Here is a 17,016-nt window from a genome sequence, read left to right as displayed (position 1 = left end):
AAAACGTGAAACTGATACTCTCCAATCTCCGGGCTGACAGGGAGCTGGACAGGGACGGCCTCAAGGAACTGGCGGCCAGTGCCATCGGAACCACGCCTGAACGGATACAGGACTGCTCCGTCCTCAAGGTGAGCCGCGATGCCCGCCACCGGCCGGTGATCTGGGTTTACCGGCTGCTTGCAGAAACCGATCTGGCAAATGTCCCCACTGTGCCCGGCCGAATCGAGCCCGTCACCGTGGAGATTCCGTACCAGCCCCCAACTCCGCTGCCCTCCCGGCCCGCGTCCCGGCCGGTCGTTATTGGTGCAGGCCCGGCCGGCCTGTTCGCCGCACTGGTACTTGCCGAGGGTGGCGCTCCGCCCCTGATCCTGGAAATGGGAGAACCCGTGGAGAAACGTACCGTCACCGTCGCCCGGTTCTGGCGCTATGGAACGCTGAACCCCCGCTCCAATGTCCAGTTTGGAGAAGGCGGTGCTGGAGCCTTTTCTGACGGCAAGCTGACGACCAGAAAGAACGACCGGCGCATCGGGTGGGTATTCCGGCGTCTGGTCGAATACGGCGCACCGGAGCGCATCCTTACCGATGGCAAGCCGCACATCGGGACCAACTTCCTGAAACGGCTCCTGCGCCGGTTGCGGGATCATCTGGAGCAGCTGGGCACCGAGTTCCGTTTTGGCACCGAAGTAACGGATATCCTTCACCTAAACGGACGGGTGGCCGGACTCCGGATATCGACAGGTGAAGAAATATCCGCCAGCCGTGTCGTTCTTGCGCCAGGACACTCGGCACGGGATCTCTTCCCGGCGCTGGAACGCGCCGGACTCCGGATGGAAGCAAAACCTTTCGCGGTGGGTTTTCGCGTGGAGCACCCCCAGCCGCTGATCGACCGTGCCCGTTACGGGAAAGAACGCGACGGCCCGTTGCCGGCGGCTGACTACCGGCTTGCCGTCACGGACCGGGAAACGGGGCGTGGCGTCTACAGCTTCTGCATGTGCCCCGGCGGCCTCGTCATCAACGCCTCCAGCGCGCCCGGCGGCCTTGTAGTAAACGGCATGTCGAACTTCGCCCGCGACCACCGGTTCGCCAACGCGGCACTGGTCGTCCAGATAAATCCGGATGATTTTCCCGGCCAAGGACCGCTCCGCGGAATGGACTGGCAGGCAGAACTGGAAAAGCGGGCCTTCGCACTGGGCGGAGGCAGCTACCGCGCTCCAGCCCAGCGGCTTGTGGACTATCTAGCCCAGCGGGAGTCCGCATCCCTTCCCTCGACAAGTTTTCTTCCCTCTGTGGTTGCAGCCGATCTGCACGGACTCCTCCCGCAGCCATGCGAGGCGGCGCTGGAGCGCTCAATCCGGAGGTTCACACGTCAGATACGAGGCTTCGATTCCGAGGAAGCGCTGCTCATTGCCGTCGAAAGCCGGACATCCTCCCCCGTCCAGATCGCCCGGACCCAAACACTGGAAGCCGAAGGGCTCATGGGGCTTTATCCTGCCGGTGAAGGCCCCGGCTGGGCAGGTGGTATCGTGTCGGCGGCGGTCGACGGAATGAAAGTGGCAGAAAGCCTGCTGTCCACACTCAGGTAGGTTTCTGGTCCGCCATACGACTGCGCCGGTGGCGGGCATACCAGCCAATCATGGCCAGAACCGTCAGCCCTGAAATCCAGAGACCGATGGCAAGGCTGAGCGGTTCGTAATGGAATTCGACGGTCGACCTGCCAGCCGGGACCCATGCTGCAAGCTGAAACCCGTTGGCGACCAGGGTATCACTGCGCTTGCCGTTCACGTAGACATTCCAGCCGGGAAAGTAGTTGTCCCGCAGGATGATGGGACCAGGACTGTCGCGTTCCACTTCAATCCGGCGGATTTCGGGAGTCCAGTGGATTGCATGGAGAATGGCTCCTTCATCGGTCCCGTCCAGAACCGGGACCGCTGGCATGGGATGTCCTGAAAGCCGGGGGCCGAGATACTCGACTTCGCCAGGATTCCAGTCCGGATCCGACAGCAGGCCTTCCAGGACGGCATGATCATTCACCTGTTTCCAGTGCCGTGGCGCCCGGACTGGCTGAAGAGATTCCACGAACCGGCATAGGCGTAATGGAGGCTCCCCCTCCGGTCCGGCGCACTCGAAGCCGTCCACCGGCGGGGTCCAGCCGGGCACTGCCGCCACGTAATCCAGCGACTGAAGACGAAGGCCGTTGAGGGGAGGGATTGTTCTTGTGGCAAGTTCATGGTCCAGCGGACGGGAGGAGTTGTACCCGCCCGGTATGGAAAAGGGTGTCAGCAGCACCAGATCACCGGCGAGCCCCTGCCAGAACAGCGCTGCCCCAACTTCCCGGGCCCTCTGGACCGGCAACACCTGCTGGCCGGTCTCCATCTGGATCCGCAAAGGGACGATACGCTCGTCTGACCGATTTGCCAGCAGGCGCATGACCCCGGGTGGCATGGGAAACAGTTCGGCCGGAATAGTTCGCAGAACCGGATATCCGGCAACGCCAAACTCCAGCGCAACCAGTGCGCCAAACGTCGGCAACCAGCGCCGGTCATCCCGCCAGAGCAACCACAGGAACCCCATCCCGCCTGCAAGCAGCAGCAACCCCCAGCGGAATGCCGACAGGGCATGCTCCCTGAAAAGGGGGTTGGCCTTCAAAGCGGCAACCTCGGCAGGCATGCCGGCCCACGAACCGCCTCCTGTCATCCCGGCCAGCGATAGCATCAGGAGGACTCCGCAAAATATCACCGCGGGCAGCGCCCGTGAGGGGCGCCACACCCCGGATGCGAGCTTTTCCATTACCAGAGCCGATGCGAGCCACAAGGAAATGACCACCGAAAGCAGGAACCGCTCCGGAAACCGGAACTGTTTCCAGCCCGGAAGCAGGTTCCAGAGAAGTTCATAGAATCCGAAATACTCCCCTCCGGCCGTCAGCAGCGAAATCGCCGCGAGAGCAAGCAAACAGCGGATCCGGATCTCCCCCCGGGCCGCTGATACCAGCCAGGGCAGCAGCAGCAGGACCACCATCCCCGGATGGGCGCGCAAGAAATAAAGCCCGAGACCCGCCACCACCGGACGTGAAATACCGCTCATGTCCGCCGACGCTTCCGGCGGGGGATCGAACAGGCCCGGCGCAATCCACTCGACAAGCCGGACCGGATTCCAGGACCATGCCTGCACCAGGGAAAGAGTGTTCGATTCGCCGCGGCTTGAGTTCAGTGACAGTTCGACCCCCGGGACAAGAATGGCCGCCGTGAGGAATGCCGCCAGCGCCAGCCCGCCGAAGGTGAGAGCGAATGTCCGGCGGCCTCCGGGAATCCAGGGGCGGCTCACCCCCAGCGCAAAAAGGCTGACCAGATAAACCGACTGGAGATCACCGGTGGTCACGAGCAGTGCCACCCAGAGGGCAAGACCGGTCATCGTTCGGACCGTGGGGTTTCGCAAATGGTCCAGGAGCGCCGCGCCCAGCCATCCCATCAGGGCGAAGCCTGCAAGAAACTGGATCGCCGCATGGAGGCCTAGCCCCACCGTGCCGTATACCAGACCGGCAGCCGCCAGAAATGCGATTGCGGGCCGCACCCCCAGATTCGACAGCAGCCGGATATAGCCTGCATGGGCCAGAAGGTAGTGAATGCCAATAAAAACCGAGCAGGCATGCGCCGGATGCAGCCCCCTCAGCGGGACCATCAGCCACCGGAGCGGATACAGGACTCCCTGAACCGGATCACCCCAGAAAGGCATGCCGCCGAATATGCCGTCCATCCAGAAGGGCAGTTCGCCGGAGGCGACCCGGCCGGAAAACCACGCGAGATACGGCGTGTAGTTCGTGAGCACATCACGAAAATAGAAGACGGAGAACCCGGCATAGACCGGCCCCATCACGGCCAGATTGAGCAGCGCCGCCGCTCCGTACAAACGGAACCGGATGGGGAGAGATGGCTGGCCAGGCGGGTTCACCTCAGGCGTACCACCCACCCGGTTACCGGGGAAACCCTAGACTTCCATGTTGGCATACTGCGGCGGCAGGATGTTTGCCCGCTGCATCATCGTACGAAGTTCCTCGGGATCCGAGGTTCTGGAGAAACACTCGTCGATATTGATGAGCCGCTTCTGGAACAGGTTGAACAGTGACTGGTTCATCGTCTGCATGCCGTATTTCTTCTGGCCCACCTGCATCTGCGAATATATCTGGTGAATCTTGTCTTCACGGATCAGGTTCCGGATGGCGCTGTTCGGGACCATGATCTCCATGGCCATCACACGGCCTTTTCCGGTCGCCTTCTGGAGCAGCGACTGGGACAGTACTCCTTCAAGCACGAAGGAGAGCTGGGCGCGGACCTGGGGCTGCTGGTAGGCAGGGAAGACGTCCAGAATCCGGTTAATGGTCTGGGCACACGAATTCGTATGCAGTGTCCCGAATGCCATGTGGCCGGTTTCCGACACGGTGAGCGCAGCCTCGACGGTTTCCAGATCGCGCATCTCGCCGATCAGCACCACGTCCGGATCCTGCCGGAGAATGAACTTGAGTGCGGTCTTGAAGCTCTTGGTATCGGCATGAACCTCCCGCTGGTTGACCAGCGAACGCTTGTGTGGATGGAGGAACTCGATCGGATCCTCAACGGTCAGGATGTGCGAGGCCTGCTCGGTGTTGATCTTGTCGATAATCGTGGCGAGCGTTGTCGACTTGCCGGAACCGGTGGGGCCGGTCACCAGGACCAGCCCGCGTGGCTTGTCGGCTATCGCCGCCACGACGGACGGAAGACCGAGTTCCTCAAATGACATGATCTTGAATGGAATCGCCCGGTACACGGCCCCTACGGCCCCGCGCTGCATGAACACATTGGCACGGAACCGTGCCAGGCCCTTGACCCCGAACGAAAGGTCGAGCTCGTTGTTTTCCTCGAAGGAGTGCTTCTGGGACTCGGTCAGGATCGAATAGGCGAGCTGTTTCGTATCGGCCGGAGTCAGCGGCGGCGTCTTCAGCGGCGTCAGGTCGCCGTCAATCCGGATCTGGGGAGGAGAATTGGTCGAAAGATGAAGATCGGAACCGCCCTTGTCGATCATCACCTTGAGAAGCTGGTGAAGGTTAACGCCTGACATCCGGTATTTCTCCTCTTTCCCTGCTCAGTATCATCCCGTCCGCCAGATAGAACCTGTCAGTTGTCCGGCGACGAGTTCTGCGCCACCTGCGCCATGGTGGTCAGCCCTTTGCGCATCTGGACGACACCGGAATACCGCATGGTCCACATGCCGAGCCGCATCGCTTCCTTCTTGATCTCCAGCGACGACGCGCCGTTCAGGATCAGTTCCTTCAGGTCGGAATACATCGGCATGACTTCGTAGATGGCGATACGGCCCTTGAAACCGGTATTGTTGCACTTGTCGCACCCGGCACCCTTGAAGGGCACGAATTCGTCCACCTGGTCGGCCGGAACACCGAAATCCACCAGTGCCTTCTTGGTGATCTCCGTGTCCTCGGTCTTGCAGTTCTGGCAGATCTTCTTGCAGAGCCGCTGCGCGAGAATGACGTTTACGGCGCTCGCCACGAGGAACGGCTCGACACCCATGTTGAGCAGGCGGCTCACCGTGGCCGGGGCATCGTTCGTATGCAGCGTCGAGAGCACCAGGTGGCCGGTGAGCGCGGCCTTGATGGCGATTTCCGCCGTTTCAAAGTCGCGGATCTCGCCCACCAGAATGATGTCTGGATCCTGACGGAGAAAGCTGCGGAGCGCCGCGGCAAAGTTCAGGCCGATATCTTCCTTCATCTGGCACTGGTTGATGCCGAAGAAGTTGAACTCCACGGGATCTTCCGCCGTCGATATGTTCACGTCTTCGGAGTTCAGTTCCGAAAGCGCCGAATAAAGTGTCGTTGTCTTGCCGGAACCGGTAGGGCCCGTCACCAGGCACATGCCGTTCGGACGCTCGATGCCGGTACGCCACTGGCCTAGCTGGTATTCATCAAAACCGAGCTTGGTCATGTCGAGCTGGAGATTCGACTTGTCCAGAAGGCGCATGCATACCTTCTCGCCAAACAGGGTGGGCAGCACGGACACCCGGTAGTCCATCTCGCCAATACCCTTCATCTTGATCTTGATCCGGCCGTCCTGCGGAAGCCGCCGCTCGGCGATATCCAGGTTCGCCATGACCTTGAGGCGGGCCGTGATGGCATTCTTGAGCTTCATCGGCGGCTTCATGAACTCCATGAGATCGCCGTCCTGCCGGTAACGCACCCGGAAGGATTTTTCGTATGGCTCGATATGAATGTCCGATGCCTTGCGCTTGATCGCCTCGGTCAGGATGTAGTTGCACAGCTTGACGACCGGCGCATCATTGGACGCGTTGCCCAGTTCGTCCAGGTTCACATCCTCGTCATCCTCGCCGAGCTCAATATCGCTCAGGTCCGGCATGTCGAGGCTTTCCAGATTCGCTTCTGCGGCCTGCTGGATCTGCGTGTAGTATTTGTCGATGGCGGCCATGATCGCGGTATCGGTAGAGACGACCACCTCGATCTGCTGGTAGCTGGTTACGAACTTGATGTCGTCCACCGCCTGGATGTTCGACGGATCGACCATCGCCACGATCAGCGTCGAGCCGGCACGGTTTACCGGGATCAGCTTGTGCTGGCGGGCCTGCTTCTCCGGAACGAGCGCGATCACTTCCCGGTCGATTTCAAACTCGTCCAGATTGATCGTCGGCACGCCATACTGGCGCGAAAGGAACTCGGTCAGATCTTCTTCCTTGACGGCTCCTGTCGATATCAGTGCCGAACCGAGCCGCTGGCCGGTCTTCTTGGCCTCATTCATCGCCTGCTGGAGCTGCAGGGGCGAAATCAGCTTTTCGCGGACGAGAAGTTCACCGAGTTTTCCTGGCGGAGGTGGCATATCCTGTCTTCAAACCTCTTGCATTCCGGCCCTTGCACGCCTGCCACCACCGACGCCACGGTCAGGTTGGCGGGTTCCGGCTGGTCTGGAAACGGGCACTATTTCCATGAGTTGTACGGCCTGCCGCTTCCTGAACGGGTGGCCGTATCTGGCTGCCGATGGGCGGAGTTTAGACCGGTTCCGCCCACATTCAAATGCCCCCGCCGAACAGTTTCACGGTTGGGGCCAGTTTCCGTGCGTCACTAAAAACCGTTATCCTGCTACCGCTTTTCGGGAAAGGAGCCTATCGCCGGACTGTCGTCCGGACCGCTTCAATGACGCCTTCCGTCAAACTGATCGTCTCCCGGGTGGCCATCCTGCTACTGACGGTGGCCCTGTATTCCAATGCCTTTCACAGTGAACTTCACTTTGACGAGGTAAGCAGCATCCCGTTCGGCCAGAACTGGGCTGATTCCGTAAGCCGCGACCACATTCCGGGCACCCTGCAGTGGCGGCCGGTTTCAACCGGCGCGCTGGCCATTCAGGGCCGGATATTCGGGACCAATGGCAGCGGATACCGGATGGTCAGCACAGCACTCCATGCGGGTAACGCCCTGCTCCTGCTGGAAACAGCACTCGCCTGGGGTTTCCCGGTACCTGCCGCCATCGCCGCCGGGCTGGTATTTGCCGCCCACCCGGCCGCGACCGAACCCGTCAACTGGCTGGTGGCCCAGTCGGAGTTATGGGCCCTGCTGTTCCTGCTGCTGGCCCTGCTGATCGCATCTCCCCGCTATGCCGATTCCGGGCGGGCGATGGTCATCATCGCCTCATCCGGCGCCATCCTTTGCGCGATCCTCTCCAAGGAACAGGCGGCGGCCGGTGCGGCTGTGATCGTGCTCCTTGGTCTGGCAGCGCCCGCGGCAACGCCCGAAATCCGCCGTACCTGCTGGTGGGTCGCGGTGGCCTGGTGCGCCATGGTCGCCCTGTTCCTCGCTCTCCGGATGCTGACGGTAGGATGGGCGCTCGCCGCCGGTCTCGCGGAGTTTGCTGCCAACCCGCTGGCTGCGCTCCCTTTCCATGAACGCATCCTCAACGCAGGGCACATTCTCTGGACCTATCTTGCCCGGCTTGCCGTTCCGTACCCCTTGGTCGCCCTGTACGGGTATCCGGATTTCATTGCATACCCCCTGGCATCCTGGCAGTCGTTCACAGGGCTCCTTGCACTGGGACTGTTTCCGCTTGCTGCCTGGGGAGTGTTGAAGCATCCCCACCCGCTCTGGATAGCCGCTGGCGGGATACTGGCCCTTTTATTCCCGGTATCGAATATCCCGATACCGATCGGCACTGTCTTTGGAGACCGGCTGCTGTACGGCCCGGCAGCCTTTTTCGCCCTTGGGGCGGGGTGGATGCTGTTCCACCGGTTCAGCCTGGAGGACTTCACACGCCGGAAACAGATCGTGCTGCCGGTGGCTGCCGGAACGGCCCTCCTGATCTCCTATTCGGCCCTTTCCCATACACGGAACCCGGACTGGGCCACCGCCTGCCGCCGATTCGAGACCGCGGTTCACCATGTGCCCGATTCCGTGATGGTCCTGACAAACCTTGCCGCCTGCGCTGCCCAGGAGGGTGCCATCGGCCTCGCCAAGGAACGCATACGCCATGCCCTGAAGGTGCTGCCGGACTATCCGGCAGGACTGTTCCTCGCCGCCAAGCTCTATACCGTGGATGAGGAGTTCAGTGTGGCTGATGAGCTGTGGCAGGAGGCCGTCGCCAGCAAGCGGCGCGCCGTCCAAACAGCAAAGGGTTCCGGTAGCGATTTCGACTGGATCTATTTCGAGAATATCCGGGCCATGCAGGACATGGGGGCCCCCCAGTATGCCCGTCTGGCGGCGAGCCGCTGGATAACAGAGACACCCCGCCCGGCTGTCGAGTTCGTGCGGGCAGCCGCACGGCTTCGCAGCAGGTACGGCGACAAGGCAGTGGATGTGGCCCTGTCGGAACTGGTCGAGCAGTCGGCCCGGTCGTCCGAAGCGCTCACTGCCGCCGGGGATTACTACATGGAACAGGAGAGCCCCGAACTCGTCCGGCTTGGGGAGGCCCTGCTTGAAGAAGCGGCCGAAACCGACCCCGGAAATATCCATGCCCGCGCCACGCTCGCCCTCCATGCGCTGCTGCGCAACCAGTTCGATACGGCCGAAGCCTATCTGAACGGATGCCTCGCGGCAGACCCGGACCATATCCCCTGTCTGGTGCTCATGAGCCGGGTGTGGCTGAAAAAAGGCTACCGGTCCCGGGCCCGGCCACTGATCGAAAAGCTGAAGTCACTCGGAGCGGAAGTCCCCCGTCAGATCCAGCTAGAGGCACAGGGTGCGGATTTTGGACAGGCCATTCTGGACAGCCGCGGGAAACCGGACCCCACGCCTAGCCAAGGGCCGTAATCGCCGGCAGGTCGCGCCCTTCAAGCAGTTCCAGGAAAGCTCCGCCGCCGGTCGAGACGTGGGAAAACTTTTCCTTGAGGCCCGTCATCTCCAGGGCGGCATCGGTATCGCCGCCCCCGCCCACCGTGAGCGCCTCCCTGTTGCCAGCGATGGCACGGGCGATGGCACGGGTACCCTCGTCGAAACCAGGCATCTCGAACAGCCCGACCGGACCGTTCCAGACCACCGTCCGGGCGGCCGCAATTTCAGCGGCAAACAGTTCTGCCGTCCGGGGGCCTATATCAAGCGCCATTGAACCGGCCGGGATACTCCCCACCGGCACAACCTGCTTATGGGCCGCATCATCCGGCGACGGCGCACAAATGACATCCACCGGCAGCAGTATCCTTTTCCCCATACTGGAGGCTTCGGCCAGAACCGCCATTGCCTCGGCATGGAAGTCCGTTTCCTGCAGGCTCTTTCCGACCGGATTTCCCCTGGCGGCGATGAACGTGTTGGCCATCGCCCCGCCGATCAGGAGCGAATCCACTTTGGGGAGGAGATTCCGGATGAGGCCGATCTTGGTGGAGACTTTCGCTCCGCCGAGCACCATGACGAGCGGCCGCGCCGGACTGGCGAATGACCGGTTGAAGGTTTCCACCTCCGAAACCAGCAGAAAACCAGCGCACGATGACTGGACGAACGGCACCAGTCCCACAACGGAAGCATGAGCCCGGTGACTCGCGGCAAAGGCATCGTTGACATAAACGGACGCCAGCACTGCCAGCTTCCGGGCAAAGTCCGGATCGTTCTTTTCCTCTTCCTTGTGGAAGCGGAGATTTTCGAGGAGCAGTACCTCGCCCGGCTTCAGGGCGGCGGCCAGTTTTTCTGCATCGGGGCCGATGCAGTCGGGTGCCAGTGTCACCGGCCGCTTGAGATGCTCCGACAGCACCGGAACGACCGGCTTCAGCGAAAACTCCGGATTGGACTTTCCCTTCGGACGGCCCAGATGACTCATCAGGATGACGGAACAGCCACGCTCCAGAAGGTAGTTGATGGTTTTCAGGTGGGCCCGGACGCGGGTGTCCTCTGTAACCCTGCCGTCGCGGATCGGCACGTTGAAATCGCACCGCACCAGCACGCGTTTTCCCTGCACATCCGTTTCATCAATCCGTCTGACCTTGAGCATATGAACCTGGCTGATCTCCTGTATACAGATGTTTCTGGCTGGCGAGGGTTCGTAACCGCTACTCCCGGCACTGCCAACCGACCAGACCGGAGTGTGACGGCGGTCACGTGGCCAGTTACTACAGATGGCAAAAGAGTGCTACAAATAGAGGGTATCGCTTTCCGAACCGGGGCCGGAGGGACATGGGCCACGGGGGCACCAGACACCGACAGTGAACTACCGAATACTGTATGTCGACAGTCCGACGTTTGAGGGACGCGAGGAGTTCGCCAAGCGCCTGGGCACGACATTCAGGTTGCCGGTCGATTCCGTCAGTTCCATAGAGGAGTTCGCCGCCCATCTCCGCCAGCGGAAATATGCCCTGATCGTTACCAGCGATTCGATGCTGTTCCAGGACAAGGTCGTGCAGGGATGGTCCACGCTGGTGAAGTTCCTCGCCAAGACCCGCCCTGACGATCTGACCCGGTTCGTACTGGTCTCCAACCGGGCGGCCATTATCGAGGAAGCCGCCCTCGCCCAGGTGCAGGCGTTCCCCAAGGGCCGCGATTTCGACAAGTTCACCGACTATGCCCGGGCCGTGATCGAAACCGTCACCAGTCCGTGAACCCGTTTCGCGCTTCCTGACTTGCCTATCTGCCGCCCTTTGGGCCAAGTGTGTAGGCCGAGGCGGAATACCGATGGATACACTGGTCGCCCTTTCCTACTCCCCCTGGTCCGAGAAGGCTCGTTGGGCACTCGACCACCACCGGATTCCGTACCGGGAAGAGGCTCACATGCCGATGCTGGGGGAAGTGCTGCTCCGGCTCCGCACCCGCCGTGTGACCGGGCGGATTACGGTCCCGGTGCTGATCGGAAGTTCAGGCACAGTGAGCGATTCCCTCGCCATCGCCCAACGGGCCGAACAGACCGGCCACGGCCCCCGCCTGTTCCCGGCCGAACTCATGGGTGAAATCCTCAACTGGAACGGGGCGAGCGAGATCGCACTGGAGGCAGGCCGCGCACTGGTGACGGACAATTTCAGCCATGACGAGGAGGCACTTGCCGAAGCGCTCCCCGCCGCCGTACCGGAAAGTCTCCGCAAGTCCCTCATCCCGATGGCCCGCTCCGGAACCCGGTTCATCGCACGGAAATACAATCTTGGCGCACGGCCACTGGAAGCCCACCGCGACCGGTACCGTGAGCAGCTTCTGGCCCTCCGGGGACGGCTGGCCGCTTCTTCCCCCTATTTGCTCGGCCGGTTTACCTATGCCGACATAGCCATGGCGGCGGCGCTGCAGTTCATGAATCCTCCCGCCGACCGGTATCTGCCGCTCCAGCCGGGAACCCGGCGTTGCCTGTACGATGAGAGCCTCACCGGGGAGTTTGGCGATCTCATCCGCTGGCGGGACAGCCTGTACGAGAAGCACCGGGGGAAGTAGTCCATGCCGTCCAAACGCAAGCCGAAAAGCAGCGCCCGCAAGACCGCGGCACAGAGCACGGACACGGTCAGGATCGGGCTGGTCCAGATGTCCTGCTCCGCCGACCCCAAGGCGAATCTCCAGAAGGCGATCGACCGGATCGGCGAGGCAGCCCGCAAAGGCGCGCAGATCGTCTGTCTCCAGGAGCTGTTCCGTTCGCTCTACTTCTGCCAGTCGGAGAACTACCAGAACTTCGACCTCGCCGAGCCGGTTCCCGGCCCCTCCACGGAAGCCATCTCGAAGGCGGCGAAAAGGCACGGCGTGGCTGTCGTGGCGTCGCTGTTCGAGCGGCGGACGGCCGGCATTTACCACAACACGACGGCGGTCCTGGATGCCGACGGCTCCTACCTGGGCATATACCGGAAAATGCACATTCCGGACGATCCGCTGTTCTACGAGAAATACTACTTCACGCCGGGCGATCTGGGCTTCCGCACCTTCCGGACAAAATTCGCCGAAATCGGCGTCCTCATCTGCTGGGACCAGTGGTACCCCGAGGGAGCACGGCTCACCGCGCTTCAGGGCGCGCAGATCCTGTTCTATCCGACCGCGATCGGCTGGCATCCTTCCGAGAAGGGCCGCTACGGGAAGGCCCAGCACGATTCCTGGGAAACCATCCAGCGGGCCCATGCCATCGCCAATGGCGTCTATGTCGCCGTCGCCAACCGTGTCGGCCATGAACACGGCGGCGACCGCAAGGGCGGGATCGAGTTCTGGGGCCAGTCGTTCCTCTGCGATCCGCAGGGGCAGTTCGTCGCCAGGGCATCGGCAAACCGCGAGGCAATCCTGGTGGGCGAGGCCGATCTCAAGCGGATCGAGGTGGTCCGCCGGAACTGGCCATTCCTGCGCGACCGGCGCATTGATGCCTATGGCGGCCTCACCCGGCGGTATCTGGACAAGGGGAGCTGACCCGGACGCATGTCATCCCCCACACCCCGGGAGCTGGGCTTCCGGATGCCCGCCGAGTTCGAGCCCCACGCCGCCACCTGGCTCTCCTGGCCGCACAACGAGCAGTCGTGGCCGGGAAAGATCGAGAAGATACCGCCCATCTGGGCCGAGATGGTCCACCATCTGACCCGGACGGGCGAGTTCGTGCACATCAACGTCACCGGAGAGGCGATGGCCGCCGGGGTAGCGAGTCTCCTCTCCGAATCCGGCGTCCCGCAGGACATGTACCTGCTGCACCCCTTCCCCACGAACGACGCCTGGTGCCGCGATCACGGCCCGATCTTCGTCAGGAATGACCGGACCGGCGAAATCGCCGTCACCGACTGGGAGTTCAACAAGTGGGGAGGGAAATACCCCCCGTGGGATCTGGACAACGCCATTCCGGGCCGCATCGCCCAGCGGTTCCGGCTGCGGCATTTCAAACCCGGTATCGTGCTGGAGGGCGGGTCCATTGACGTGAACGGCCGGGGAACGCTCATCACCACGGCCCAGTGCCTGCTGAACCCGAACCGGAATCCCCATCTCCAGCAAAAGGATATCGAACGGTACCTCACCGATTATCTGGGCGCGGACCACTTCATCTGGCTTCACGACGGCATCGAGGGCGACGACACCGACGGCCATGTGGACGACATCACGCGGTTCGTGGATCCGAAGACCATCGTCACCGCCGTGGAGCCGGACCCGGCGAGCCCGAACCACGAACCGCTGCAAAAAAACCTGGAGACGCTTCGGCTGGCGAGGGACAAGGACGGCTCTCCCTTCCGGATCGTCGAACTGCCCATGCCCGAGCGGATGGTCTACGAGGACACACCGCTGCCGGCGAGCTACGCCAATTTCTATATCGGAAACCGGGTGGTCCTCGTCCCCACCTTCGGGCAGCCCCGCGACGAGCAGGCCCTCGCCGTTCTGCGCGGCTGTTTCCCCGGCCGCGAGGTGATCGGCATCTACTCCTACGATCTCGTCTGGGGCTTCGGCGCCTTCCACTGCGTCAGCCAGCAGCAACCGGCCTGAACCGTCCTACAGCAGCGCGCCCTGCCCGCCGCCGTCCGGGGCGTATTTGCGGATATAGTTCTTCACGCTGAACTTCCGGGCGGTGTTCTCGCTGCTCATGTAGCGGACGGTCCCGAAGATGGGCCGCTCCGGCCCCCAGGGCCGGTCGTACCGCCCCAAAACCCAGAATATCCCGCTGTAGGAGTTCGGATCCCGGCCATCGAGCGCGTAGCGGTTGTTCAGCTCGATCATCGTGGCGAGCGCCGTCGAAGGCCCCTCCGACCATTCGAGGATCTTCTTTCCCCAGAGCATCCGCAGGTAGTTGTGCATCCGGCCCTCCCGGACGAGCTGAGACTGGGCGGCGTTCCACAGGGCGTCGTGTGTCCGGGCGCCGTCGAACTCCTCGAACCGGTAAACATGGGGCCGCCGGTCGCCCGCGTGCCGGGCGAGCGTGTGAAGCGCCCAGTCGGGAAGGGATTCGTACCGGTCGTAGTCGTCCCGCCGGGAACAGAAGTTGAAGCCCAGCTCCCGCCAAGTGACGAGTTCGTCCAGAAAGGCCTCGGCCGCTGGCGGCAGCCCCCACCACCCTTCCTTGCGGCCCTGCGCCCCGGTGCCGAGCCGCTGCGGCGACCAGCCCGCGTCCCGGAACACGGCATCCGCGATCTCGTGGGCCGACACATGTCCGAAGTGGAGATAGGGTGAAAGGCCCGATCCGCCGTCTTTCTCCGGCTCGCTGCGGTCTTCCGGATAGCGGGGGAGCCGGGCACCGAGAAAATCCCCAAGCTGCTTTCGTCCCGCCCGGAAACCGCCCGGCGTCCCGGCCGCCCCGGCGCGGTGGTCGATGGGGAGCGAGGCGAGAAACCTCTGCCCGCCCTCCAGCATAGCGGCAGTGGCGGCGGGCCAGCGCCCGGTGATCTCCGCGGGGAGGGCATCGAGCGCCGGGATCGTGACCCCTTTCAGGGGACTGGCCCTTGGAAATGCCAGCAGGTGGGCGGGGAGTTCCTTCTGCAAAAACCGGCGGAACGCGTAGGCCGTGGGATAAACCGCCCCGGCCGCCTGCATGGGGAGCAGGCCGTTCGAATCGACCTGCTCGAACCGGACCGGCGACTGCCGGGCGGCCGCTTCGGTCATGGCCGGGATCATGAACGCCGGATAGTCGTCGGTCACCACGACGGCGGCCAGCCCCGCGAGCGCCCGGACGAGCCCCTTCCCGGCATCGGGGGCGGTTTCGACATAGGGGTAGTAGCAGGCCGGCGCCGCCGCGAACGCCCTCAGGTTGTCGCGCATCCCGTCCAGCAGGAACCGGTGCAGGCGGTCGCTCGCCCAGGGATACTGGAGGCGGACACCCTCGAAAACGACGAGCGGCTTCTTCAGTTCGGACGCCCACTCCACGGCCCGGTCCAGCGCGAAGTTCCACGCCGGACGGCGGCCCATGAGCATCCAGTACAGGACAAACCGGCCGTCCGGATTCACCGGCGACGGGCTGCGCACCCGCACGCGAAGATCAGGAACACGGGACTCCATCCGGTCCATCATGACCGGTGCCCCCGACGCAAGGCTATAACGGGGAGGGGGTGGCAGGAGAGCTCCTGCCTTTGCCCCCCGCCGGCTACTGCTCGCTTCCGTCTGGATTTATCTCGCAGCCGTTTACCTGATGTTTCTCGTCTCGCCCTGGTACGGCGACATGCAGGCCCCAAGCCACCTTCGACCGGATACTCACCCACGCGGGGGTGGTGATGGGGATGGCACTCGCTATTTCGCACATCGAAAGCCGACAACATCTACGGCGAACTCGTTTCTTCCCCCACCCTGGTATGTCAGTTTCAATGTCTTTGAATCCTGATCGCAACGATACGTCCCACCTTTGATAATTTTTATTGCCTCCGATCTTCCCGGAATCTCTGCCCAGTCAGCCACCCACTCCCACACATTGCCGGACATGTCGCACAGGCCATGCGGCGAGTTTCCATCCGGCTTTGAGCAAACATCCCATGTCGTTTTTGCGCCACAACCAGACACATTGTTTTTCCTCATCACCGCACGATCGCAGGACGGCGGCGCATCGCCCCAGGGGTACATCCGCCGGTCATCGCCCCGTGCAGCCTTCTCCCATTCCCTTTCTGTCGGCAGCCGCTTGCCTGCCCACTGGCAGTAGATACTGGCCTGGTCCCACGTTACGCAGTTCACCGGACGGCGCTCGCGGCCGGAACGGGGCTCACCCGACCCGAAGAAGAACGGATAGTTCCAGCTGCACAGCGGCCACAATCCAATCAAAACGGGTTCAGGCGGAGTACAGACGCCCGCACGGACACACTGATAGTATTCGCTGACCGTTACCTCATGCCGGTCAATCCAGAAATCCGGAAGGAATTGGGGTATTTCATCCTTTCCGAAGAAGAAGCTGCCCGCCGGGATCAGCACCATGTCGTCGATAGGTTCCAGGGCTGGGCCCGGCTTCATTGCGCAACTGGGCAGGAAGACTGCCAATGCCAAACTGATCAGGACAAGGGGAGCAATTCGTATTGCTGATGGACACTTCATATCACTGGCTTTTAGTTATATGGGGCAGGCGTGTGACATCGAATTCCCGTGGATATCCACAGAAATGCAGTTCCTTCTGTTCTTTAGGTAATCCACGAGCTGATCGATCCTTTTCGCCGCAAAATACCCGCCGGTAACAGTACCGCCAGTAAATACTGCTGAACGGATTCCCTCTGCCCATGGGCCGTCTTGGAAGATAAAGTTTAGTGCGGGTCTGAATATCTTCCTGGCAAGCGAATAGGCGACTTCTCCACCGGCCGCCGCCTGTCCACCCGGCTGGGTTTGGAGTCCCTCTAGCGCCTCCTTGCCTGCATTTCGGGCACTGTCGCCAAGAAATTCAGAAACTTCGGTGAGGTTTTCCCGAATATATGCTCCGCCAAGATACGTGAGAATTCCGGTTAGAATGCCTATTCCGGTTCCAATCATGGAACCCACTAACATCCCTTCCAAGTCATCTACATTTCGATGGGCGGACCGGGCCAGGCCCAATGACCCGCCGGTAAACCCACCAACTCCGGCCGCAACACCCAGATTGGTGCCACCAATAGCTGCGAATACAAGTCCTGCCAATGCTGAAGTAGCAGCGATTACCACTACCGCTAACACAACTTTGAAAAATTTTC

The 17,016-nt window shown here is 62.2% G+C and carries 13 protein-coding genes; 6 read left to right on the top strand and 7 right to left on the bottom strand.

Annotation, left to right across the window (positions count from 1 at the left end):
• Positions 1 to 5 precede the first annotated feature (5 nt).
• Positions 6 to 1,583 carry an NAD(P)/FAD-dependent oxidoreductase gene (locus KIT79_14940; protein ID MCW5830601.1) on the top strand — a complete coding sequence of 526 codons (1,578 nt, stop codon included), beginning with the start codon at positions 6 to 8 and terminating at the stop codon, positions 1,581 to 1,583.
• Here the strand turns inward: KIT79_14940 and KIT79_14935 are convergent.
• Genes KIT79_14935 through pilB form a run of 3 tightly spaced genes read right to left on the bottom strand, consistent with a single transcriptional unit; the run spans position 1,576 to position 6,869 of the window.
• Positions 1,576 to 3,963: a hypothetical protein gene (locus KIT79_14935; protein ID MCW5830600.1), complete on the bottom strand. Its 2,388-nt coding sequence runs from the start codon at positions 3,961 to 3,963 to the stop codon at positions 1,576 to 1,578. The genes KIT79_14940 and KIT79_14935 overlap by 8 nt on opposite strands.
• Positions 3,964 to 3,981: 18 nt before the next feature.
• Complete coding sequence (locus KIT79_14930; protein MCW5830599.1) at positions 3,982 to 5,088, bottom strand: type IV pilus twitching motility protein PilT; 1,107 nt, start codon at positions 5,086 to 5,088, stop codon at positions 3,982 to 3,984.
• A gap of 56 nt (positions 5,089 to 5,144) precedes the next feature.
• Positions 5,145 to 6,869, bottom strand: coding sequence for a type IV-A pilus assembly ATPase PilB (pilB, locus tag KIT79_14925; GenBank protein ID MCW5830598.1), 1,725 nt, complete (start codon positions 6,867 to 6,869; stop codon positions 5,145 to 5,147).
• A gap of 314 nt (positions 6,870 to 7,183) precedes the next feature.
• Between pilB and KIT79_14920 the strand changes: the two genes are divergently transcribed.
• Positions 7,184 to 9,286 (top strand): hypothetical protein, encoded by a 2,103-nt coding sequence (locus tag KIT79_14920; protein ID MCW5830597.1) that lies wholly within the window; start codon positions 7,184 to 7,186, stop codon positions 9,284 to 9,286.
• Here the strand turns inward: KIT79_14920 and KIT79_14915 are convergent.
• Positions 9,270 to 10,454: a phosphoglycerate kinase gene (locus KIT79_14915; protein MCW5830596.1), complete on the bottom strand. Its 1,185-nt coding sequence runs from the start codon at positions 10,452 to 10,454 to the stop codon at positions 9,270 to 9,272. The genes KIT79_14920 and KIT79_14915 overlap by 17 nt on opposite strands.
• Positions 10,455 to 10,665: 211 nt before the next feature.
• Here KIT79_14915 and KIT79_14910 point away from each other — a divergent pair, with 211 nt between their 5' ends.
• The 4 genes from KIT79_14910 (at position 10,666) to KIT79_14895 (ending at position 13,873) form a co-directional block, all read left to right on the top strand.
• Complete coding sequence (locus KIT79_14910) at positions 10,666 to 11,058, top strand: hypothetical protein (protein MCW5830595.1); 393 nt, start codon at positions 10,666 to 10,668, stop codon at positions 11,056 to 11,058.
• A gap of 73 nt (positions 11,059 to 11,131) precedes the next feature.
• Entirely contained in the window at positions 11,132 to 11,872 is a 741-nt protein-coding gene (locus tag KIT79_14905; GenBank protein ID MCW5830594.1) for a glutathione S-transferase, read from the top strand.
• A gap of 3 nt (positions 11,873 to 11,875) precedes the next feature.
• Positions 11,876 to 12,820: a carbon-nitrogen hydrolase gene (locus tag KIT79_14900; GenBank protein ID MCW5830593.1), complete on the top strand. Its 945-nt coding sequence runs from the start codon at positions 11,876 to 11,878 to the stop codon at positions 12,818 to 12,820.
• Positions 12,821 to 12,865: 45 nt separating this feature from the next.
• Positions 12,866 to 13,873 carry an agmatine deiminase family protein gene (locus KIT79_14895; GenBank protein ID MCW5830592.1) on the top strand — a complete coding sequence of 336 codons (1,008 nt, stop codon included), beginning with the start codon at positions 12,866 to 12,868 and terminating at the stop codon, positions 13,871 to 13,873.
• A gap of 6 nt (positions 13,874 to 13,879) precedes the next feature.
• On the opposite strand, the gene KIT79_14890 is transcribed toward KIT79_14895, so the two are convergent.
• From KIT79_14890 to KIT79_14880, 3 genes are all read right to left on the bottom strand, one after another.
• Positions 13,880 to 15,376, bottom strand: a complete 1,497-nt coding sequence (locus tag KIT79_14890) for a deoxyribodipyrimidine photolyase (GenBank protein ID MCW5830591.1) — start codon at positions 15,374 to 15,376, stop codon at positions 13,880 to 13,882.
• Positions 15,377 to 15,604: 228 nt separating this feature from the next.
• Positions 15,605 to 16,312, bottom strand: a complete 708-nt coding sequence (locus KIT79_14885) for an SUMF1/EgtB/PvdO family nonheme iron enzyme (GenBank protein ID MCW5830590.1) — start codon at positions 16,310 to 16,312, stop codon at positions 15,605 to 15,607.
• Positions 16,313 to 16,408: 96 nt separating this feature from the next.
• The coding region (locus KIT79_14880; GenBank protein MCW5830589.1) for a hypothetical protein at positions 16,409 to 17,016 on the bottom strand (608 nt) is incomplete at its 5' end.

This window comes from Deltaproteobacteria bacterium, assembly GCA_026129095.1.
Lineage (GTDB): Bacteria > JAGRBM01 > JAGRBM01 > JAGRBM01 > JAHCIT01 > JAHCIT01.
This window is presented reverse-complemented; position numbering and strand designations above follow the sequence as displayed.

Excerpts from the sequence above, each read along its gene's own strand:
- KIT79_14930 (MCW5830599.1), bottom strand. The coding sequence starts at position 5,088 with ATGTCAGGCGTTAACCTTCACCAGCTTCTCAAGGTGATGATCGACAAG.
- pilB (MCW5830598.1), bottom strand. The coding sequence starts at position 6,869 with ATGCCACCTCCGCCAGGAAAACTCGGTGAACTTCTCGTCCGCGAAAAG.
- KIT79_14920 (MCW5830597.1), top strand. The coding sequence starts at position 7,184 with ATGACGCCTTCCGTCAAACTGATCGTCTCCCGGGTGGCCATCCTGCTA.
- KIT79_14915 (MCW5830596.1), bottom strand. The coding sequence starts at position 10,454 with ATGCTCAAGGTCAGACGGATTGATGAAACGGATGTGCAGGGAAAACGC.
- KIT79_14905 (MCW5830594.1), top strand. The coding sequence starts at position 11,132 with ATGGATACACTGGTCGCCCTTTCCTACTCCCCCTGGTCCGAGAAGGCT.
- KIT79_14900 (MCW5830593.1), top strand. The coding sequence starts at position 11,876 with ATGCCGTCCAAACGCAAGCCGAAAAGCAGCGCCCGCAAGACCGCGGCA.
- KIT79_14895 (MCW5830592.1), top strand. The coding sequence starts at position 12,866 with ATGCCCGCCGAGTTCGAGCCCCACGCCGCCACCTGGCTCTCCTGGCCG.
- KIT79_14890 (MCW5830591.1), bottom strand. The coding sequence starts at position 15,376 with ATGGAGTCCCGTGTTCCTGATCTTCGCGTGCGGGTGCGCAGCCCGTCG.
- KIT79_14885 (MCW5830590.1), bottom strand. The coding sequence starts at position 16,312 with ATGAAGCCGGGCCCAGCCCTGGAACCTATCGACGACATGGTGCTGATC.